Genomic DNA, 19,729 nt, shown 5'->3' with positions numbered 1-19,729 from the left:
GTAATGGGTAGAATCTGATGTCGGTATGAGTATCGACATGTTCTTTGATGAGTACCTCTCCGAGCGTGGTTTGTCCCGCTCGGCCGAGGTCGTTCCGGACCACGCCTGCCAGGTCTTTTGCGGCCTGCCTGAGCCCCAGACCCAGCCTTCCCTCGATGCGGCCGTGCAGCTCGTTGCGCGTGCCCTGGGGGAGTAGCGCCGGTGACCCATCCCATGAACACCGCACCCCTTGCTGCGTGTTTAGACGTGGAGCCTTGCGCGCTGTCCTTCTCTGGGCAGGGCTATGCGTGGCTGCCCACCCTCCGTGAGGCCCTAGCCACAGGTGTGCGGCCGCAGCTTGCCCGATACCTGGATGCGGCCGAGGAGCTTCTCGCCCCGCTTGTCGGCGCGCTCCTACCTACCACCCCCCACGGTTTCTCGCCGCTGGAGTGGGCGGATGCCCAGCCTGCGTTCGGGCTATCCGCGCCAGCTGTGTCCACGCCGGGCATTGTGATGGCCCAGCTCGCGGTCCTCGAGTCCGTGCGCGCACAGGGGCTCAACACTGACGTCGCCGTGGCGAGCATTGGGCACTCGCAGGGCGTGGTGGCTGCTGCAGTCGCCGCCGGCCGGGTAAGCCCAGCTGAGGCCTTGGCCCTTGCCCGCCTCCTTGGTGCTGCCGTGTCGAGGACTGCTCGCATCCACGGGCTCGTCCGCTCCGACCAGGGTTCACCCATGGTGGCGGTGTCGGGTGCCTCGGAGGAACAACTTCGGGCAGCCGGCGCCCACATTGGCCTCATCAACGGCCACGAGCGATTCGTCATCGTGGGAACACCAGCCGAGCTTGCCCGCGTGCGCCGAACTATCGACGGCGAACATGTGAGTCTGACGGACCTGGACGTTGACGCCGCCTTCCATCATCCGGCGATGGGGGAGGCCGTGGAACAGGTGGAGCGCTGGGCAGCGCGCATCGGCCTCGAGTCTGAACTCGTGAGTGAGCTGGCCCGCGCGGTGCTCACGGACACCGTGGACTGGCCTGCCCGTGTCACTGAGGCTGTCGCCGCCGGCGCGTGCTGGATTCTGGAGATGGGTCCCGCTCGCGGCGTTGAGCCTTTAACACGAGGCATCGTCGCTGGCCGGGGAGTGGGCACGGTGGCCGCAGCTACCACAGAGGGGCAAGCGCAGCTGTTTGAGCCCGGCCACGCGCCCGCGCTGCCTGCCGCCTGGTCTACCTTTGCACCGCGTCTGGTGGAAGGGCGCCTCACCACGCGCTTCACCGACGTGACGGGCTATTCCCCGGTCATGTTGCCCGGCATGACGCCCACCACTGTAGATCCGACCATCGTTGCCGCGGCCGCCAACGCAGGACACTGGGCAGAGCTCGCCGGCGGCGGCCAACACACCGATGAGATCCTGGCGCAGAACCTGGATAACCTCGCAGAGATGCTCGCGCCGGGCGTGAATGCACAGTTCAACGCCCTGTATCTGTCTGCTGCGCAGTGGCGCCGCCAGATTGAGGGGCAGCGTGCCATCCCCCGCGCCCGAGCCGCAGGTGCGCCGCTCAACGGCGTGGTCATTTCCGCTGGTATCCCGCCGCACGAGGAGGCCCTTGCGCTGGTAGAGCGCCTGCAAGCAGAAAACTTCCCGTGGATAGCCTTTAAACCTGGCACCGTCGAGCAGGTCAAGCAGGTGCTCGCGATTGCGCGCGAGGTGTCCACCACACTCATCCTTCAGCTCGAAGGCGGTAGCGCCGGCGGACACCACTCCACCGAGGAACTCGATGAGTTGCTTGTGGCCGCGTACGCCGACATTCGCCAGCAGCCTAACGTGCTGCTCGCCGTCGGCGGTGGCATCGGAACCCCGGCGCGCGGCGCGGAGTACCTCACCGGCGAGTGGTCACGACGCTTCGGCCTGCCCGCAGCACCTGTTGATGCCATCATGGTTGGCACCGCCGCTATGGCCACCGCGGAGTCCACCGCCTCGGAGTCAGTCAAGCAGGCTCTTGCCGCCGCCACAGACAAGGACGTCACGTCCGGACGGTCAGATCTGGATGCCAGCATCCATGAGCTGGACAATTCCTTCGCCCGCGCGGGCAGGCTGCTCGATGAGGTCGCCGGCGACGAGGCGCACGTTGCTGCCCGTCGTGAGGAGATCATCGCTGCGCTGGCGGCGACGTGCAAGCCCTACTTCGGCGACCTCGCCGCGATGTCGTACTCCCAGTGGCTGCACCGCTATGTGGAGCTGTCTTTCCTCGACGGGTGGGTCGACGAGTCATGGTTTAATCGCTTTAAGGACATGGTCGCGCGCAGCGAAGCTCGTCTGCACGAGGCCGATCACGGTGAGATAGAACTTCAGGTGAACGTGGATCGTTCTCACCCCACAGACGCCATCGCTTCGCTCATAAAGCTCTACGGAGACGCCGCGCTTCATCCCACCGATGCCGCCTGGTTCATCACCCTGCTCGATGGTCCGGGGAAACCGCCGAGCTTTGTGCCGGTTATCGACTCCTCCGTGCGCCGCCGCTTCCGCCTCGACTCCCTGTGGCAGGCCCACGACGAGCACTATGACGCCGACCAGGTCTGCATCATCCCCGGCCCAGCCGCTGTTGCGGGTATTGAGCGCGCCAACGAGCCGGTGGTTGAGCTGTTGGCTCGCTTCGAGCAGGCCGCCGCAGACCGCCTTCCCCAGGAAGTACCGGACGCACGCGAGTCTGCACCGAGCGCTGAGGCTCTCATCCGCCGCGCACCTACCCTGAACTGGGCTGGCCGCGAACACGTAAATCCGCTGCTCCTTGACCTACCCGGCGCGATTCTTCGCCCGAGCGGTGCAACTGTTCCCATCGGTGAGGGCTCTGCGGACTTCTGGTACACCGTGCCCGTGGGCGCTGGCTCGACGCAGGAGGGTGACGCTGTGCTGCGCGTGCGCATCATGGCACCGAGCATTCCGGGCGCCTCGCCTTCCGTGAGCACCGAGGATGCCGCTTCCGCCATGCGTGAGCTTGCCCGTGCAGCGGCCGGTGGCACACTGCCGGAAGTTAAGGACGGCCGCGCCAAGATGGAGGCCCGCCTCGATGCAGCGGACATGGCTGACTACGTTTCCGTGACGAGCTCGGATAGTGCCGGTATGGCGGCCGCGGAGTCAGCCGCGCCAGACGTCCTCGTAGGAATGGCCTGGCCAGCGATCTTCGCTGTCATCGCGGATGTCCGGATCACTAACGATGCGAAGGCTGAGCCAGTGGTCGAGGGTCTGCTCAACCTGGTCCACCTCAAACACTCACTGATGCTTGGTAAGGATGCCACCGAGCGTCTTGCAGCCACGGCCGCACCGGGCTCCACGCCGCTGGAGATGACCATCACCGCAGACTTGGTTGCGGTAAGTGATACACCCTCGGGTCGAGTCATCGACGTTGCGGTGAGTGTGGGGGACATAGCAACGCTACGCGAGCGCTTCCTTATTGCTGGGCGCACTGGGACCGCGAGTATGGACGAGTTCCGTGATTCAGACGCAGCGTCGGAAGGGATACGCAAAACCCCACGGTCCTTCCTTCACCAACGCACCGTGACCGCGCCGGAATCTCTGCGCCCCTTCGCCGCGGTGACGGGGGATAAGAACCCCATTCACCTCTCCGCGAATGCCGCGGCGCTTGCAGGCCTGAAGGACGGCCCTATCGTGCACGGAATGTGGACCTCGGCCCTAGCTCAGGCGGCCGCGGCCTGTGATGGCACACAGGTCCTGGAGTGGTCTGCATCGATGCTGGCCCCAGTCCTGCCCGGCAGTGAGGTGGAGTTCGAGGTGGAACGGGTGGGCGTCGACAAGCGTGGCGATCACGGCGAAATCCGCGCTGTCACCGCAACGTGCAATGGTGTGGTGGTGCTCGAGGCCCGCGCCACAATGAGCACTCCGCGCACGTTCTATGCCTTCCCCGGCCAGGGCATCCAATCCCCGGGGATGGGCATGGCGGACTACGGACAGTCACCGGCTGCGCGCGCGGTGTGGGACCGTGCGGATGCGTACACGAGAGAACACCTTGGCTTTTCCATCCTGGCGATCGTGCGCACCAACCCGGACAACGTTGTGGTGGGTGGCACTACCTATCACCATCCGAACGGTGTGCTGTTCCTGACCCAGTTCACCCAGGTCGCCATGGCTACGTTGGGCTGCGCCCAGATCGCCGCCCTCAAGGAAGCAGGGGTCCTCGACACCACGGCATCCTTCGGCGGACATTCCGTCGGCGAGTACAACGCCCTGGCCGCGTATGCGGAGGTCCTCTCCCTTGAAGCGGTTCTGGAGATTGTCTATGTCCGTGGGCTGACCATGCACCGTTTCGTCGAACGCGATGCTGATGGCGTGTCCCGCTACGGCCTGGGAGCGCTCCGACCGCACAAGATGGGGATGCGCGCGGATGAGGTTGAGGACTACGTTGCCGAGACAAGCGAGGTCACCGGGGAGTTCCTCGAGGTGGTCAACTACAACGTCCAGGGGCGCCAGTACGCGATTGCGGGGACCATCGACGGCCTCGAGGCCATCGATGAGAATGCCGAGTACTGGGCTCCTGGCCAGCGCGCCTTCGTGCCCATTCCAGGCGTTGACGTGCCCTTCCATTCCTCCCTTTTGCGTGGTGGGGTAGAGGACTTCCGCTCGCATTTGGAGGAGCTCATTCCACGGGACATTGACCTCTCGGTGCTGGTGGGCCGTTACGTGCCGAACCTCGTGGCCAGGCCCTTTTCTCTGGATCGTGAGTTCGTAGAGGCCATAGCGGACGTGGTGGAATCTGAGCGGATCACGGCACTTGTTGAGGATTTCGCAAGGGCTGCAGCGAACCCGAAGGAGCTCGGGCGCACGCTCCTCATTGAGCTTCTGGCCTGGCAATTCGCCTCCCCAGTTCGCTGGATTGAAACCCAAGACCTTCTGCTTACCCCACGCGGTTCCATGACAGAAGCAGGCGTAGCGGGACTGGGCATCGAGCGTTTCATCGAGGTTGGCGTGGGCGCTGCACCGACCGTAGCTAACATGATGGGCCAAACACTAGGCCTGTCTGACTACGCGGGCAGTGAGGTTGAGGTGCTCAACATTGAACGCGACCACGCCCGCGTCTTCGCTGAGGACGCGCAGCCCGCGCCGGAGCGCACTGCTGAAGAGGCTGTGGAAGACCTCACGGAACACGTGGCAGACCCCACGCCGGAACCGGTGGTGGCCGCTGCCCCCGACGAGCCGCACACAGAGGTGCCAGACCGCGCGCTGAACCCGCAGGTGGCCGTGGAGATGCTCATCGCTCTGTGGACCAAGGTCCGACCCGACCAGATGGAGGCTACCGACACTATCGAGACCCTCGTGGAGGGCGTGTCCTCCCGCCGCAACCAGCTGCTGCTGGACTTGGGCGTGGAATTCGGGATCGGCGCCATCGAGGGCGCGGCGGATAGACCACTGCGTGAGCTTGCGGAGACAGTGGCGCAGCGCGCGCCTCGCTATGACTCTTTTGGTCCCGTACTCGCCGCGCAGGTGGGGCAGGCGGTGCGCCGCCTGACGGGCCCGGCGGGGAAGAAGCCGGGGTACATCGCCGAGCGCGTTCACACCGAGTGGGGCCTAGGCCCTGGCTGGGCTGACCGCGTCGTAGCGGAGCTCGTGCTGGCCAGCCGCGAGGGTGCCTCCCTGCGTGGCGGGGACCTGGCCACCCTGCCGCGCGCGGAGGTGTCGACTGTGCGTGAGCTCGACGAGCTTATCGACGCCTCCCTGACCGCCGTCACCACCCGCGCCGGGGTGACAGTGACGAAGCGCGCGCGGGCCACCGCGGAAGCGAACGTGGACCCGGTGGCGCTGACGGAGTATGCGCAGCGGTTGGAAACCGCACTTGAGGATTCTGCGCGCTCGCTGCTCGACGCCCTGGGGCGTGGCGCTCGCGACGACGCGGCCGCGTCGATGAAGAATACGACGGACACCGACAACCGTGCCGGCCTTATCGAGGCGGAGCTGGGACCCGACTGGGAACGGCGCGTGGCCCCCGCCTTTGACGCTACGAAGGCAGTGCTTTTCGACGACTACTGGGCCTACGCCCGCGAAGACCTTGTCCAGGCTGCCGCAGCTGGAGTCGAGGAACCACGCCTCGATGTTCTCGGCGCCGGTGCGGAGGTCGAGCGTATGGCAGCTTATCTGGGCTATCGATGCCAGGCCGCGGACGCCGCGGTGCCAGGCGAGTTCCTGCTCCACTCCGGTCAGGTGGCTGTGGTGACGGGAGGTTCGCCGGGCTCGATTGGTGCGGAGATTATCTCCGAGCTCCTCGTCGAGGGCGCCACTGTCATTGCGACGACCTCGCAACTCACCCCGCAGCGCGTTGAATTCTTTAAAGACCTCTACCGCAAGCGTGGAGTCGGCACGGCCGCGCTGTGGGTGGTCCCAACCAACCTCAACTCTTTTGCAGATATCGATGCGTTTGTGGAGTGGATCGGTGCGGAGGAGACTGCCACGGTGAATGGCGAGACCGTGGTGCGCAAACCGGCCTTCATACCCGACCTACTCTTTCCCTTTGCGGCACCGCCCGTCAGCGGAACCGTGTCCGATGCGGGGCCGGCGGCTGAAGCCCAGATGCGCCTGCTGCTGTGGTCCGTGGAGCGGCTCATCGCGGGGCTGTCCGCGGTGGGCGCGGATACCCACCTGGGGCATCGCCTCCACGTGGTGCTGCCCGGCTCACCCAACCACGGGCGCTTCGGCGGCGACGGCGCGTATGGCGAGGCCAAGGCCGCTTTCCACGCCCTGGTCAACCGTTGGCATGCCGAGCAAGATTCATGGGGCGCTCGAACCTCGCTGGTCCACGCGCTCATCGGCTGGGTTCGCGGAACCGGGCTGATGGCGGGCAACGATTCTCTTGTGTCCCAGGTCGAGGCCCGCGGCGTGGCCACGTTCTCCGCGAAGGAGATGGCCATCCGCCTTGTCGATGGCGCCGCCAACGAATCGGTGCTCATCGAGGCCGCCACTGCGCCCCACACCATGGACTTTAGTGGCGGACTGTTGGGTGCCGACCTTAATCTGGCCGAGGTGGCACGTGAGGCACACGGTGCCTCCACAGCCCCCGAGTCCGGGACCGAACTGCCCACACCACGCACCGTGACGGCTCTACCGCACGTGCTGAAGCCACTGGAATGGACCCACCCCGACTTCAGCGAGGTCACCCAATCCCTGGAAGACATGGTGGTCATTGTCGGCGCCGGCGAACTGGGGCCGCTGGGCTCATCGCGCACCCGCTATGAGATCGAAGTCGGCGGTGAACTTAGCGCTGCCGGCGTGCTGGAGTTGGCGTGGACCTGTGGACTTGTGACGTGGGATGAAAAGACAGCGGCGTGGATCACGCCAGAGGGCGAGTCCATCGCGGAGGAAGAAGTTTATGAGCGCTTCCACGACGAGGTCCTCGCCGGCATCGGTGTGCGACGCTTCCACGACAGTTTCGGGCCTCACCTGCCCATGGTGGACAACCTCGCCCCAGAGCTGACCACCATTTACCTGGAGAAACCGCTGAACTTCACCGTTGAGGATGAAGCCACCGCACGCTCCTTCGTGGACAGCTGCGAGGGTGCCACGCTTCAGCGCGTGGAATCCACTCCGGGCGGTGAGACCGAATGGCAGGTCACCCGGCCAGCGGGCTCCGCCGTGCGCGTGCCGCGCCGCGTGGCCATGACACGCGTAGTGGGTGGACAGATCCCGGAAGGATTCGACCCCGGGGTCTACAGCATCCCAGCCGACATGCTGGACAATCTCGACCGCCTTGCCGTGTGGAACCTCGTGTGCACGGTGGACGCCTTCCTCTCTGCAGGGTTTAGCCCAGCCGAGTTGCTGTCCCACGTTCACCCGGCGCGGGTGAGCTCCACACAGGGCACCGGCATGGCAGGGCAAGAGGCGTTGCGGTCGCTGTACGTCGATAAGCTCTTGGCCCACCCGCGGCAGAATGACATCCTGCAAGAGGCGCTACCCAACGTCATCGCCGCGCACGTCATGCAGTCGTACGTCGGTGGCTACGGCCAGATGGTCCACCCCGTCGCCGCCTGCGCCACGGCAGCGGTGTCGGTGGAAGAAGCCTGCGATAAGCTGCGCCTGCACAAGGCCGACTTCGTTGTCGCCGGTGGCATCGACGCGCTCTCGGTGGAGGGCATTACAGGTTTCGGCGACATGGCCGCCACGGCCGATAGCACGCACTTGGCCGCACAGGGCATTGAGAACCGGTACTTCTCCCGCCCGAATGACCGCCGCCGCGGCGGATTTGTTGAATCGGAGGGCGGCGGAACGCTGCTGCTCGCGCGTGGAACCCTCGCCGCGGACCTAGGCTTGCCGGTCCTCGGCGTGGTGGGCTTTGCTGAATCTTTTGCCGATGGTGCGCACAACTCCATTCCCGCGCCGGGCATCGGTGCGCTCTCGGCGGCGCGCGGCGGTTCCGAGTCCCGCCTCGCCCGTGGTCTCAAGGACCTGGGGGTGTCTCCGGATGACATCGCAGTGGTGTCCAAGCACGACACGTCCACGACAGCCAACGACCCTAACGAGTCCGACCTGCACGAACGAATCGCCTCTGCCCTCGGGCGCAGTGCAGGCAACCCGCTGTACGTGGTGTCCCAGAAGTCACTGACCGGCCACGCCAAAGGTGGGGCCGCGGCCTTCCAGATCGTGGGCCTGAGCCAGGTGCTGCGCCAGGGCATCATCCCGCCGAATCGCTCCCTGGATTGCGTCGACCCGCAACTGCGCCGCCACGAGCACCTCGTGTGGCTGCGCAGGCCACTGGATCTGCGGCGAACTCCGCCCAAGGCAGGGCTCGTGACCTCTTTGGGCTTCGGGCACGTCTCAGCACTCATCGCGCTCGTCCACCCGGAGGCCTTCGTGGCGGCAGTGGCCAGCGAGCGCGGCGACGATGCCGCACAAGCGTGGCATAAGGCCGCCGAGGCGCGTGAACGCGCCGGGCTGCGCCGCCTAGAGGAGGCCATGCGCGGCGGAGCAGCACTGTACGAGCGGCCGATCGAACGCAACCTCGGAGGCGGCGATGCCGACGCAGTAACAGAGCGGGAAGCCGCCGTTCTACTCAGCGAGTCGGCGCGCCTGCGCAGCGGCATCCTAGAGCCGGACGCAGCACCACACGACACATCCGAGCGGGGGTAAAACACCGAAGAATAACCCCAGCTCGAACCCTCTGAAACGATAAAGAACCAGGTCAAGCGGGTTGAACCCAGAGTGTGTGCTGGGGCACCATGCAAGGGTGAAAATCAACACAAAGTTTGCACGTGGTGTCAGTGCGGTCGCCCTCGCCGCCACGATCGGGGGATGCTCCGCCACCGGAGGCGCGCCCCGCCCGAGCGAGGAGGGCGAGCTGGCCGGTGGTGTCGACACCGAGCGCCTCGTCGTCGCCATGATCTCCCATGGCGCGCCGGGCGATACCTACTGGGATCTCGTACGCAAGGGCGCGGAGGATGCCGCGCGCAAGGACAACATCGAACTGCGCTATTCCTCCGACCCGGAAGCCCCCAACCAGGCCAATCTGGTGCAGTCCGCCATCGATTCTGGTGTGGATGGCATCGCCGTCACCATGCCGAATGCAGGCGCTATTGGCCCGGTGGCCAAGAAGGCTGCCGATGCCGGAATCCCCACCGTCGGCCTCAACGCCGGCATGGATGACTACGAGAAGTACGGCATGAGCGCCTTCTTTGGACAAGAAGAAAAGGTCGCGGGCACCAAGGCCGGCGAGCGCCTCAAAGCCGACGGGGCACAGCATGCTCTGTGCGTTATTCACGAGCAGGGCAACTCTTCCCAGGAGGCGCGCTGCGCCGGCGTCAAGGATGGTATGGACGGCGGAAAGGTAGAGATCCTCTACGTCAACGGCAAAGACCTCACCGCTGCCCAATCCACCATTAATGCCAAACTGGCACAGGATAAGTCCATCGACTGGGTCATGGCGCTCCAGGCCTCGGTGGCCATGCGTTCGACCGATGCGGTGGCTGAGGCAGGGTCACAGGCTAAGGTCTCGACGTTCGACACCAACGCCGAGCTTGTCGACGCCATCGCCGACGGCACCGTCCAGTGGGCCGTGGACCAGCAACCCTATATGCAGGGTTACCTCGCCGTCGATGCACTGTGGTTGGCTCACCGCAACGGCTCCACCCTAGGCGGCGGCCGTCCGGTCTACACCGGACCCTCGTTTGTAGATTCCACCAACGTGGACGTCATTTCCGAGTCGGCGAAGGAGGGCCTGCGATGAGTGGGGCGGTGCCGGTAGGGGAGGCGTCGGAAAGCATAGGCGATACCCGCCTGACTCGCCGCAGCGCCTTCTCGCGCCTGATTCGCCGCCCAGAGCTGGCCAGCCTGCTCGGCGCGGTTGCCATCTTCATCCTTTTCATGATCGTCGCCCCGGCCTTCCGCTCGATGGAGGCTTTTTCCACGGTGCTCTATGCCAGCTCCACGCTGGGAATTGTGGCGCTGGCGGTGGGTCTACTCATGATAGGCAATGAGTTCGACCTGTCCTCCGGCGTGGCCGTGACCTCGGCTGCGCTTGTGGCCACGATGCTCAACTACAATTTCCATCTCAATTCCTGGGTGGGCGTGGGCCTGTCGCTGCTCACCGCGCTGGCTATCGGTGCGCTCAACGGCCTGCTGGTTGTGCGCACCAAAATTGATTCCTTCCTTATCACTTTGGCGGCCTTCCTTATGCTGCAGGGCCTCAACCTGGCCATCACGAAGCTGGTGACGGGGCAGGTGGCCACCCCTACCATCGCGGATATGGAGGGATTTCCTTCCGCACGCGTCGTCTTCGCTGGCACGATTCACCTGGGCTCGTTGAGTATTCGCGCCACCGTTATCTGGTGGTTAGTGTTTGTCGCCATTGCTTCGTGGGTTCTGTACAAGACGCGCTGGGGCAACTGGATTTTCGCTGTTGGTGGCGATGACGAGGCCGCTCGCGCCGTCGGCGTGCCCGTGCGCCGCGTCAAGGTGGCGCTGTTCATGTTTGTCGGTTTTGCCGCCTGGTTCGTGGGCATGCACACCCTATTTGCCTTCGACTCCATCCAAGCGGGCCAGGGTATCGGTAACGAGTTTCTCTACATCATCGCTGCAGTGATCGGCGGCTGCTCCATGACTGGTGGGCGCGGTACCGCGGTGGGCACGGCCATTGGCGCGCTCATTTTCGGCATGACCAACCAGGGCATCGTGTATGCGGGCTGGAACCCCGACTGGTTCAAGTTCTTCCTCGGTGCCATGCTGCTTTTCGCCGTGCTGACGAACACGTCGGTGGCCAACTTCACGAGGAAGCGATAAACCATGATTGAGCTGCACGATATTTCCCAAACCTTCGGCAACTTCCACGCCTTGCGGGATATCAACTTGGCTGTGAAGGAGGGGACTGTGACCTGCGTGCTGGGAGATAACGGTGCGGGAAAATCTACGATCATCAAGATTCTGGCTGGCCTGACCCCACCGACCGGTGGCACCATCACCGTTGATGGCGATGAGGTGCGGTTTGCCAGCCCCCGCGATTCCCTCGACGCGGGCATCGCCACGGTGTATCAGGACCTGGCGCTCGTGCCGTCCTTGTCGGTGTGGCGCAACTTCTTCCTGGGGCAGGAGCTTACAGGCGCGCTGGGTCGTCTCCGCGAGTCGGAGATGAAGCGAATTACGCACGACCAGCTCTCGGATATGGGCATTGTGCTTGGCGACGTCGACGTGGAACTCTCCGCACTCTCCGGTGGCCAGCGCCAAGTTGTCGCCATCGCACGCGCGATCTACTTCGGCGCTCGTTACATCATCCTCGATGAGCCCACCGCCGCCCTCGGCGTGAAGCAATCCGGCATGGTGCTGCGCTTCATCGACGCCGCTCGCGAGCGCGGCATGGGCGTTGTGTTTATTACCCACAATCCGCAGCATGCTTACCTGGTGGGCGACCACTTCGTCGTACTCACGGTGGGAGAGATGTCCTTGAACGCGCCGAAAGAGGCGGTTAGCCTGCCGGAACTGACTCAGTGGATGGCCGGCGGCGATGAGCTTGAGGAGCTCAAGCAACAGTTGGCGCGCTAGGCTGTTCTGCATGAGCATGAGCGGAATGAGTGTGGGTACCGACCTCGTGCACATCCCGTCCTTTGCTGAGCAGCTTGCGCTGCCTGGTACGCGCTTTGCCCGGGTCTTTAGCGCTGCCGAGCTGCGCGGGGCGCAGGCTCGAGGACTTGAGGGTGCTGCCCGCGCCCAGTACATGGCTGGACGCTGGGCTGCTAAGGAGGCCTTCATCAAGGCGTGGTCGCAGGCGCTCTACGGGCGCCCGCCAGTCATGAATGAGGAGGCTGTTGTCTGGTCAGACATTGAGGTCCGCCCCGACGCGTGGGGTCGGGTGGCCCTCGAGCTGCGGGGGAGTATCGCTGCTGCGGCGCAGGAGTCCTTGGGGGATTACACCACAGCGCTGTCCATCAGCCATGACGGTGACTATGCCACCGCCACGGTTCTTCTTCTCACCGCGGGGTGCGGCTAGTCCAGCGCTTTGAGAACGCGGGCGACGTGGCCGGTGGCCTTGACGTTGTACATGGCCTGGGCGATGGTGCCATCCTCGTCCACGAGGAAGGTGGAGCGAATAACGCCTTGGACGACCTTGCCGTAGTTCTTCTTTTCACCGAACGCGCCATAAGCCGTCATGACCTCCTTTTCGGGGTCCGACAGCAGCGGGAAGTTTAGCTCGTGATCCTCACGGAACTTCGCCAAGGCCTCCGGCTTGTCGGGAGAAATGCCCACGACGGCGATGTCCATACCGTTGAGCTGCTCGAGGCTATCCCGGAAATCGCACGCTTCCTTGGTGCATCCAGGGGTGTTGGCGCGCGGGTAGAAGTAGACCACGACGCGTTTGCCTGCATAATCGCTCAGACTCACGGTAGTGCCGGCATCATCGCTCAAGGAAAAGGCCGGGGCTTTATCTCCTACGGACAGTCGTTGTGCTTCAGTCATGGTCTCCACCATACCGTGCTTCACTGCGTGCTCTCCGGCACAGTTCTTGCGCCCTCACTGTGCGGGTAGACATGCGGCAGCGGTGAAGGTCAATGTAGAATATCGACGTTAGAACTTCAGCGGCCAGATTCTGGCCGCAACAGATCACACAATCACAGTCAAAATCTCAGGAGATTTACGTGGCACGCAACATTGATGATATCCAGCGCGACATCGAGCGCACCCGCCGTCAGCTGGCTAGCACTCTGGATGAGCTGGCTGACCGCAGCAAGCCGCAGAACTTCGTGGACGACGCCAAGGGTGCCGCCACTGAGAAGCTGCAGGACCGCAACGTGCAGATGGCGCTCGCCGGTGTCGGCGCTGCTGTCGTAGGTCTTATCGCTTTCTCCGTCTTCCGCTCCAAGCGTCGCAAGTCCGATATCAAGGAGCTGCAGCGCCTGCTGGCTGAGCGCCGCTAAGCACTCTCCCCATATTCGCTGCGCTGACTGCGCACGCATGAGAACCCTGCCCTGGACGTTTTCCAGGTCAGGGTTTTATTACGCTTCGCATAGCAGGGAAAAGTGTTGCCTACCCTACATAGACTTTGGGTAGCCTAACCTGAATGTGTAGGATGAACTCGTCCTGATTGGAGTGCGCTCCCCGCGTGGGTACCGCACACGACGATGAAAGTACGAGGAACAACAGTGGTTCACAGCCCTACTCACCACCAAACGGCACGACCGCGTGTCGTAGGAACCTTTGCTCTAGTGGCGGCACTTGCCAGTACTGTGACAGGCTGCGCTGCCGGGACAACGGCCGAGGATGCCACACAAGACGCATCTACTGATAGCACTGCAGCCGTGACTTTCACGGACCTAGCCGGCCGCCACGTGGAGCTGGACCATGAGCCAGAGCGTGTCATCCTCGGAGAGGGGCGCGGAGTGTTTGCCACCGGCGTCCTTAACGCTAAAGATCCGCTCGACAAAGTTGTAGCCATCGGCTCGGACCTCAAGCAGAACGTGCCCGATTACTACCGCGAGTTGGAAAAGGTCGTCCCCAAGGTCAACGAGCTGCCCGAAATTGGCGGCTTTACCAAGGGCGACGTCAGCGTAGAGGAGCTGATTAGCCTCGATCCAGACCTCATCGTGCTTTCCAAAGACCAGTATGAGGCTTCTCAGACCGCTGGGCTCACCGACAAGTTGGATCAAGCCGGACTCACCTACGCCGTCACGGATTTCCGTGCCAAGCCACTGGAGAACACTGTCCCCACTATGGAAATCTTCGCTGATATTTTTGGCCACGAGGATCGTGCCGATGAATTCATCGCAGACTGGCAGAAGAACGTTGACCTGGTAAAAGAACGTGCAGCTAAGGCAAAAGACACGCCGTCTACCTTCGTGTGGCGAGCGGCGGGTGTGTCAGACTGCTGCGGCTCGTGGAATGACTCCAACATCTCCCAGCTGGTCAACGTCGCCGGTGGTGAGAATGTGGCTGACGGCCTCATCGACGGCGAATCCGGCGCCCTTACCCCTGAAAAGGTCATCGATGCTGATCCGGACATGATCATCGCTACCGGCGGCGACTGGTCCTCCAAGGTCGATAGCTCCAAGGGCCACACCGGCTTCGCGGCCGCGGGGTATGGCATCAGCTCAAAGGATGCCCACGATAGCGCCGCCACGCTGGCCAGCGTCCAGCCCGGCTTCGAGGACCTCACCGCCGTCAAGGAACACAACCTCCACGGCCTGTGGCACCAGTTCTACAACTCGCCCTTTAACTACCTGGCGCTGCTCCAGATAGCCGCGTGGCTCCACCCGGAGGACTACGCAGACATCGACGTCCAGAAAGAGTGGGCCGATGCCCAGGAGAAGTACTCGCCCGTCCCCGGCGACGGAACCTTCTTCAGCACCAACTAGTCATGAGTATTTCTACAACCACCGCACATCCGGTTCGCGCTGAGAGCACCACCGATCCCGTGGCCGCCGCCGCGGCCCTCGCCCGCGAGCACTCCCGCGTGACCCGCCGCCGCATCGCCATCGTCGCCGGCCTAGTCCTCGTGGCGCTCGCCGCCTTCGTTGTCAGTGTCATCGTCGGCGCCATCAACCTCACCCCGGGTGAGGTGCTGCGCGGCATGGTGGACCCAGGGGGCGTCGACAAGCAAACGCGTACCGTCCTGTGGAGCCTGCGCCTGCCCATGGCCGTCATGGCGCTGCTTATCGGTGCCAGCCTGTCGCTCGCCGGCGCGCAGATGCAGACCATCCTGGACAACCCCCTGGCAGAGCCCTTTACCCTCGGCATCTCCGCCGCCGCGGCCTTCGGCGGGGCCAGCGCCATCGTGCTGCGCTGGCAGCTCTTGGCCCAGCCGCAGTTCAACCTCGCCCTCATCGCGTGGCTGTCCGCTGCGGTGGCCACGGCCGTCATCGTCGTCGCCGCCGTTATCCGCGGTGCGAAGTCCGAAACGATGGTGCTGCTCGGCATCGGCCTCGTCTTCTTCTTCCAGGCCATGCTGGCGCTCATCCAGTACCGTTCCTCCAGCGAGGCGCTCCAGCAAATCGTCTTCTGGTCCATGGGCTCGCTCACCCGCGCCAGCTGGCAGGCCAACGCCGTGTTAGCGGGTGTGCTCGTGGTGGCGCTGCCCATCCTGGGCGCGCTGTCGTGGCGGCTGACGGCGCTGCGGCTTGGCGACGCCCGCGCCACCGCCCTCGGCATCAACACTTCCCGCCTGCGGGTCATCGTGCTCGTCGTAGTATCACTCGTCGCGGCCACCACCGTGGCCTTCGCCGGCATCATCGGTTTCATCGGCCTCGTCGGCCCGCACATCGCGCGCATGCTGGTGGGCGAGGATCAGCGCTACTTCGTGCCGGCCTCCATGGCTGCAGGCGCGGCGGTGATGTGCGCTGCCCACGCGCTCAGCCTCGTGATTAAGCCTGGGCTGGCCATCCCCATCGGCATCGTCACCTCGCTTCTGGGCGTGCCGTTCTTTATCGCTATCGTCATGACTCGGAGGAGGGCATTGTGGACGTAGAACTCACCATTTCCGAACTGTCTGCCGGCTATGGCTCGCACACGGTGGTGGACGGGCTGAGCCTTCCCACGCTGCGCGGCGGGCAGGTGGTGGGGTTGCTGGGGCCGAACGCCTCCGGTAAGACCACCACCATCAAGACGCTGGCCGGCGTGCACCGCGCGCGGGGCGGGACGGTGGATTTCCGCGTCGGCGGCCAGGCCCCGCGTGGACAACGGCGCCGTCAGCTCGTCGGCTATGTGCCGCAGGGCCTGCCGCACACCGCGGCGCTGCGGGCGTTTGAGACGGTGCTGATTGCGGCGCGTCGGGAAGCGTGCGACGACCCGGTCGCGCGCACCGCCGAGGTCCTGCACTCCATGGGGCTCGACGAGATTGCGCAGCGCTATCTCAACGAGCTCTCCGGGGGCCAGCGCCAGCTCGTTGCCGTAGCACAGATGCTGGTGGGCACCCCTGGGCTCATGCTTCTCGACGAACCCACCTCCGCCCTCGACCTGCACCGCCAGCTCTTTGTCTTGGGCCGCGTGCGGGCAAAGGCGCGGGAGGAAGGCAGCCTTGCGCTCGTGGCTATTCATGACATCAACCTGGCTGCGCGCATGTGCGACCAGCTCGTTGTGCTTCACAAAGGCAGCGTCCGCGCGCACGGCACGCCGGGGGAGGTGCTCACGGAGGAACTCTTGCGTGAGGTCTACGGCGTGGAGGCGGACGTGCTGGACCACCGCGGTCAGCCCGTCGTGGCGCTGCGCGAGGTTAGTTAGACTCGGGCCATGTGAGCCGACAATCGCCCGAGAACCTCCTGTTGTACCTCACGCCGGAGGATGAAGAGACCATCCGGGAGGTCTATGCTGCCCTGGCGGAGCGCGGTTTTCCGGTGCAGCATCAGCGCCCGCATATTACGGTGACGTTCGCGCCGGCGCTCGACGTGAAAGTAGTCGACCTTGCCCGCGAGCTGCTGCCGCCGCTTCTGCCCGCGACCTTTCGCCGTGTGGGCACGGTGGTCTTTGGCACCAAGAGTAAGCAGACCGTGGCGTGGCTCCTAGAAACCACGGATGAGCTGGAAACCGCCGCGCGCCAGATAAGCGCCGCCAACCCGGAGGGGAGGGGTCCGCGATGGACCCCGCACCTGACGTTGGGTCTGCGGTTGCCGCGCGCCCTGATGCCCGACTACATGCGGGCCCTCGACGATATCTCCACCTTCCGGCACAAAGAGTTCTCGGCGCCACAGGCCGCGTGGTGGCGGCCGAAGACGCAGCAGCTCGAAGCCTTGGGCTAGGATCGACGAAACCCCTCACCGCGAAGGGAGAGGGGTGCTATTGTGCGCCATCAGGGACTTGAACCCCGAACCCACTGATTAAGAGTCAGTTGCTCTGCCAATTGAGCTAATGGCGCAGTCATTGTCATGGCGGGCTTCTGATTTCCTCAGCGCCTGCCGTGCAACGAGATGTAACTTTAACACCCTGTGTGGAAAAAGGTAAAATCGCCTGGTTGTTGCGCATTTCAAGAGTGTTGCTGCGTGCATCTTTTGTTCCGCTGTACCGCGGCCAATGACGGATGGATAACGAAACGGTTAAAGGCGGCGGGGTCAACTAGTTTGGAGTCGAGTGCGCGGACTAGTCTGAGGATGTTGTCTTAATAAACGTTGTATCTATCTAGGGGTTTGTGTGCGTTCTCTATTCCCTGCTGCACGTCCCGCAGTGTTTCTTTCTGGTCTTGCCCTGGCCGGGTCGGTGATGGCTGCGTGCACCATCGGAGAGCCTGAAGGTCACGATGAGGCAAAGAACCTCTCGGAGGAACAAGTGCAGGCGAGTGCGGAGGCTTCGGCGGCCGCGAAGGCGAAGGAGCTGAGGTTCTCCATCAAGGACGGGGCGGAGGACGTGGATCCTTCCGAACCGATTGAGGTGACATCCACCGCGGGGCTCTCAAAGGTCACCATGACCAACGAGGCCGGCAAGGTTGTCAAGGATGAGCTGTCCTCCGACGCTATGACGTGGAAGAACACAGAGGTGCTGGGGTACAACCACACCTACACCGTTAAGGCCACGGACAAAGACGGCAACAATAAGACCATCACGTTCACCACTCCGCAGGCAGCAGCCGTCTCTGAGGTGGCGATGACGCCCATCCCGGATTCTGTTGTGGGTGTGGGTCAGGTCATCGGCGTGCGTTTTGGTAACTACGTCACCGACCGGAAGGCGGCGGAAGACGCTATCACCGTCAAGACGGAACCCGCGGTGGAGGGTGCTTTCTACTGGGTGAATAACCAGGAGGTGCGGTGGCGTCCCGAGAAATACTGGGAGCCAGGGACGGCCGTGACTGTTGACGTCGACCTCTACGGCCGAAACCTCGGCGGCGGGGTCTATGGAGGCGAGGACGCCTCAACGAATTTCACCATTGGGGACCGCGTCATCACGCTGGTGGACAACAACTCCAAGATGATGTCGGTGTTTAAGAATGGAGAGGTTCTGCGGCGCATTCCGATTTCTATGGGTACGGACGGCCAATGGGATACGCCGAATGGTGTCTACGTCATTGGTGACGAGTATCCATCCTTGACTATGGATTCCACCACCTTTGGGCTGGCTCTCGATGCTGGTGGCTACAAGACGGACGTCCAGTGGGCGACTCAGATGTCCTATTCGGGTATCTACGTCCACGCGGCTCCCTGGGCGGTTGGTGCGATGGGAAGCTACAACCAATCGCATGGCTGCATCAATGTGACGACTGCGGATGCAGAATGGTTCCAGAGCACGGTGAAGCGCGGTGACGTGGTCAGGGTGTACAACACCGGTGGCGGCGTGTTGAGCCCGCTCGATGGACTAGGTGACTGGAACATGGACTGGGAGACATGGTCCGCGGGGAATGCTACTGCAAACCAGTAAGTAACCGAGAGGGGCGAGAACTACGAAGGGCGCCCACGACGCCGAGACACGGTCTTGTCAAAGGGAATCCAGAAGCGCAGGGCCGCGTCCGTGTTCTTGGAAATGCCAATGCGTGGACCGCGTACCCATTCGGGTTCCGTGGTGCGTTCTGCCAAGTGCACTCGTGTGCCGTTGTCGTCCAAGCTGAACCCAAGGGCCTTGCCTAGGTTTCCTGGCCCGCGGGCGAGGTTGTGGAAGTCTGTGTTGCCTCGGCGCTCATAGGCCACATCCACTCCGTCAATAACTTCGCCGCTACGCAGCAGACATCCTTCGCCGCGGCCTTCGGGCGCGCAGACAATGTTGCCGTTGCGGTGAATCCCGTAGGACATGTAGACGTAAAGGCGCCCCGGTGGCCCAAACATTGCGGCGTTGCGTGGGGTACGGCCGTTGAAAGTGTGTGAGGCCTCATCGTGGAATCCGAGGTAGGCTTCGACCTCGGTTATCCGAATGGAAACCCCGTTGTGGGTAAGTACCGCGCCCAGCAGTTGGGGAGCCACGACATCGGCGGAGGCGGTGAAATCAATCATTGCTGCAGTTTAACGGGCGGGATCGCCGACGTGCCCGCTGGCCGTGGTGTGGTTGGCGGGTTTCGGCGTAGGGTGCGTGTGTCTGCCTGCGGCGGGTTTAGCTTGCGCCTGGTGGTGGGTCAGGCGGCTGCGTGGCTTGTTCGGTGGTGAGTCTTGCTATGGCTTGTTGGTATTCGGGTGTGGCGGTGATCGGTGCACCCCCGGGTGGGATGTAGCCGATGCCGGTGTTGAGTCTGAAGACGTAGCCTCGTCCGGTGGGCCGTGATGGGTCATCGTCGTTAATGCCGTTGTGGTAGGCGCATAGGAAGGTCAGATTCTTAATGTTGGTGTAACCACCGGCTTGCCAGGGGATGATGTGGTGAACCTGGCAG

The 19,729-nt window shown here is 63.7% G+C and carries 15 protein-coding genes and 1 tRNA gene; 12 read left to right on the top strand and 4 right to left on the bottom strand.

Annotated features, from left to right (window positions below; all coding sequences use genetic code 11):
• Positions 1 to 25: 25 nt before the first annotated feature.
• The 6 genes from HMPREF3149_RS13630 to HMPREF3149_RS09370 all read left to right on the top strand — a co-directional run bounded on the left by HMPREF3149_RS13630 (position 26) and on the right by HMPREF3149_RS09370 (position 12,451).
• Positions 26 to 196, top strand: a complete 171-nt coding sequence (locus tag HMPREF3149_RS13630; protein WP_158407810.1) for a hypothetical protein — start codon at positions 26 to 28, stop codon at positions 194 to 196.
• 17 nt (positions 197 to 213) lie between these two features.
• A complete protein-coding gene (locus HMPREF3149_RS09390; protein ID WP_070537687.1) occupies positions 214 to 9,105 on the top strand; it encodes a type I polyketide synthase in 8,892 nt (2,963 codons plus the stop codon).
• 103 nt (positions 9,106 to 9,208) lie between these two features.
• A complete protein-coding gene (locus tag HMPREF3149_RS09385; RefSeq protein WP_070537730.1) occupies positions 9,209 to 10,198 on the top strand; it encodes a substrate-binding domain-containing protein in 990 nt (329 codons plus the stop codon).
• On the top strand, positions 10,195 to 11,250 hold the full coding sequence (locus HMPREF3149_RS09380) for an ABC transporter permease (protein ID WP_070537684.1): 1,056 nt from the start codon (positions 10,195 to 10,197) through the stop codon (positions 11,248 to 11,250). Before HMPREF3149_RS09385 ends, HMPREF3149_RS09380 begins: the two co-directional genes overlap by 4 nt.
• A gap of 3 nt (positions 11,251 to 11,253) precedes the next feature.
• Positions 11,254 to 12,006 carry an ATP-binding cassette domain-containing protein gene (locus tag HMPREF3149_RS09375; RefSeq protein WP_070537682.1) on the top strand — a complete coding sequence of 251 codons (753 nt, stop codon included), beginning with the start codon at positions 11,254 to 11,256 and terminating at the stop codon, positions 12,004 to 12,006.
• 10 nt (positions 12,007 to 12,016) lie between these two features.
• Positions 12,017 to 12,451, top strand: coding sequence for a holo-ACP synthase AcpS (locus HMPREF3149_RS09370; protein WP_141741495.1), 435 nt, complete (start codon positions 12,017 to 12,019; stop codon positions 12,449 to 12,451).
• Here HMPREF3149_RS09370 and bcp read toward each other — a convergent pair.
• On the bottom strand, positions 12,448 to 12,918 hold the full coding sequence (bcp, locus tag HMPREF3149_RS09365) for a thioredoxin-dependent thiol peroxidase (RefSeq protein WP_070537726.1): 471 nt from the start codon (positions 12,916 to 12,918) through the stop codon (positions 12,448 to 12,450). The two genes, HMPREF3149_RS09370 and bcp, sit on opposite strands and share 4 nt — an antisense overlap.
• A gap of 179 nt (positions 12,919 to 13,097) precedes the next feature.
• On the opposite strand from bcp, the gene HMPREF3149_RS09360 reads away from it, so the two are divergent.
• The 5 genes from HMPREF3149_RS09360 (at position 13,098) to HMPREF3149_RS09340 (ending at position 17,186) form a co-directional block, all read left to right on the top strand.
• The gene (locus tag HMPREF3149_RS09360) at positions 13,098 to 13,376 is read left to right on the top strand and encodes a DUF3618 domain-containing protein (RefSeq protein ID WP_070537680.1); all 279 of its coding nucleotides are present in this window, start codon (positions 13,098 to 13,100) and stop codon (positions 13,374 to 13,376) included.
• Between the two features lie 204 nt (positions 13,377 to 13,580).
• Positions 13,581 to 14,810, top strand: a complete 1,230-nt coding sequence (locus tag HMPREF3149_RS09355; RefSeq protein WP_070537677.1) for an ABC transporter substrate-binding protein — start codon at positions 13,581 to 13,583, stop codon at positions 14,808 to 14,810.
• Positions 14,811 to 14,812: 2 nt separating this feature from the next.
• Positions 14,813 to 15,919: a FecCD family ABC transporter permease gene (locus tag HMPREF3149_RS09350; protein WP_236683972.1), complete on the top strand. Its 1,107-nt coding sequence runs from the start codon at positions 14,813 to 14,815 to the stop codon at positions 15,917 to 15,919.
• Positions 15,910 to 16,671, top strand: coding sequence for an ABC transporter ATP-binding protein (locus HMPREF3149_RS09345; protein WP_070537674.1), 762 nt, complete (start codon positions 15,910 to 15,912; stop codon positions 16,669 to 16,671). The genes HMPREF3149_RS09350 and HMPREF3149_RS09345 overlap by 10 nt, the downstream gene beginning before the upstream one ends.
• An 11-nt stretch (positions 16,672 to 16,682) precedes the next feature.
• Positions 16,683 to 17,186 (top strand): 2'-5' RNA ligase family protein, encoded by a 504-nt coding sequence (locus tag HMPREF3149_RS09340; protein WP_070537671.1) that lies wholly within the window; start codon positions 16,683 to 16,685, stop codon positions 17,184 to 17,186.
• A 43-nt stretch (positions 17,187 to 17,229) separates the two neighbouring features.
• On the opposite strand, the gene HMPREF3149_RS09335 is transcribed toward HMPREF3149_RS09340, so the two are convergent.
• Positions 17,230 to 17,302: transfer RNA gene (locus tag HMPREF3149_RS09335), tRNA-Lys, on the bottom strand.
• A 272-nt stretch (positions 17,303 to 17,574) separates the two neighbouring features.
• Between HMPREF3149_RS09335 and HMPREF3149_RS09330 the strand changes: the two genes are divergently transcribed.
• Positions 17,575 to 18,792 (top strand): L,D-transpeptidase, encoded by a 1,218-nt coding sequence (locus HMPREF3149_RS09330; RefSeq protein ID WP_070537668.1) that lies wholly within the window; start codon positions 17,575 to 17,577, stop codon positions 18,790 to 18,792.
• 20 nt (positions 18,793 to 18,812) lie between these two features.
• On the opposite strand, the gene HMPREF3149_RS09325 is transcribed toward HMPREF3149_RS09330, so the two are convergent.
• Together HMPREF3149_RS09325 and HMPREF3149_RS09320 are read right to left on the bottom strand one after the other, a co-directional pair.
• Positions 18,813 to 19,358 carry a DNA-3-methyladenine glycosylase gene (locus HMPREF3149_RS09325; RefSeq protein WP_070537665.1) on the bottom strand — a complete coding sequence of 182 codons (546 nt, stop codon included), beginning with the start codon at positions 19,356 to 19,358 and terminating at the stop codon, positions 18,813 to 18,815.
• A gap of 97 nt (positions 19,359 to 19,455) precedes the next feature.
• Positions 19,456 to 19,729 (bottom strand): HNH endonuclease signature motif containing protein (locus HMPREF3149_RS09320; protein WP_141741494.1); only part of this gene is annotated, 274 nt, incomplete at its 5' end.

The sequence above is a fragment of the Corynebacterium sp. HMSC05E07 genome (assembly GCF_001807225.1).
GTDB lineage: Bacteria > Actinomycetota > Actinomycetes > Mycobacteriales > Mycobacteriaceae > Corynebacterium > Corynebacterium singulare.
The sequence above is the reverse complement of the archived record's forward strand: the minus strand, read 5'-3'. Positions and strand labels throughout refer to the sequence as shown.

What these genes read in the sequence shown, in the direction of transcription:
- HMPREF3149_RS13630 (WP_158407810.1), top strand. Translation starts at nt 26, where the DNA reads ATGAGTATCGACATGTTCTTTGATGAGTACCTCTCCGAGCGTGGTTTG.
- HMPREF3149_RS09390 (WP_070537687.1), top strand. Translation starts at nt 214, where the DNA reads ATGAACACCGCACCCCTTGCTGCGTGTTTAGACGTGGAGCCTTGCGCG.
- HMPREF3149_RS09380 (WP_070537684.1), top strand. Translation starts at nt 10,195, where the DNA reads ATGAGTGGGGCGGTGCCGGTAGGGGAGGCGTCGGAAAGCATAGGCGAT.
- HMPREF3149_RS09375 (WP_070537682.1), top strand. Translation starts at nt 11,254, where the DNA reads ATGATTGAGCTGCACGATATTTCCCAAACCTTCGGCAACTTCCACGCC.
- HMPREF3149_RS09370 (WP_141741495.1), top strand. Translation starts at nt 12,017, where the DNA reads ATGAGCATGAGCGGAATGAGTGTGGGTACCGACCTCGTGCACATCCCG.
- bcp (WP_070537726.1), bottom strand. Translation starts at nt 12,918, where the DNA reads ATGACTGAAGCACAACGACTGTCCGTAGGAGATAAAGCCCCGGCCTTT.
- HMPREF3149_RS09355 (WP_070537677.1), top strand. Translation starts at nt 13,581, where the DNA reads ATGAAAGTACGAGGAACAACAGTGGTTCACAGCCCTACTCACCACCAA.
- HMPREF3149_RS09350 (WP_236683972.1), top strand. Translation starts at nt 14,813, where the DNA reads ATGAGTATTTCTACAACCACCGCACATCCGGTTCGCGCTGAGAGCACC.
- HMPREF3149_RS09325 (WP_070537665.1), bottom strand. Translation starts at nt 19,358, where the DNA reads ATGATTGATTTCACCGCCTCCGCCGATGTCGTGGCTCCCCAACTGCTG.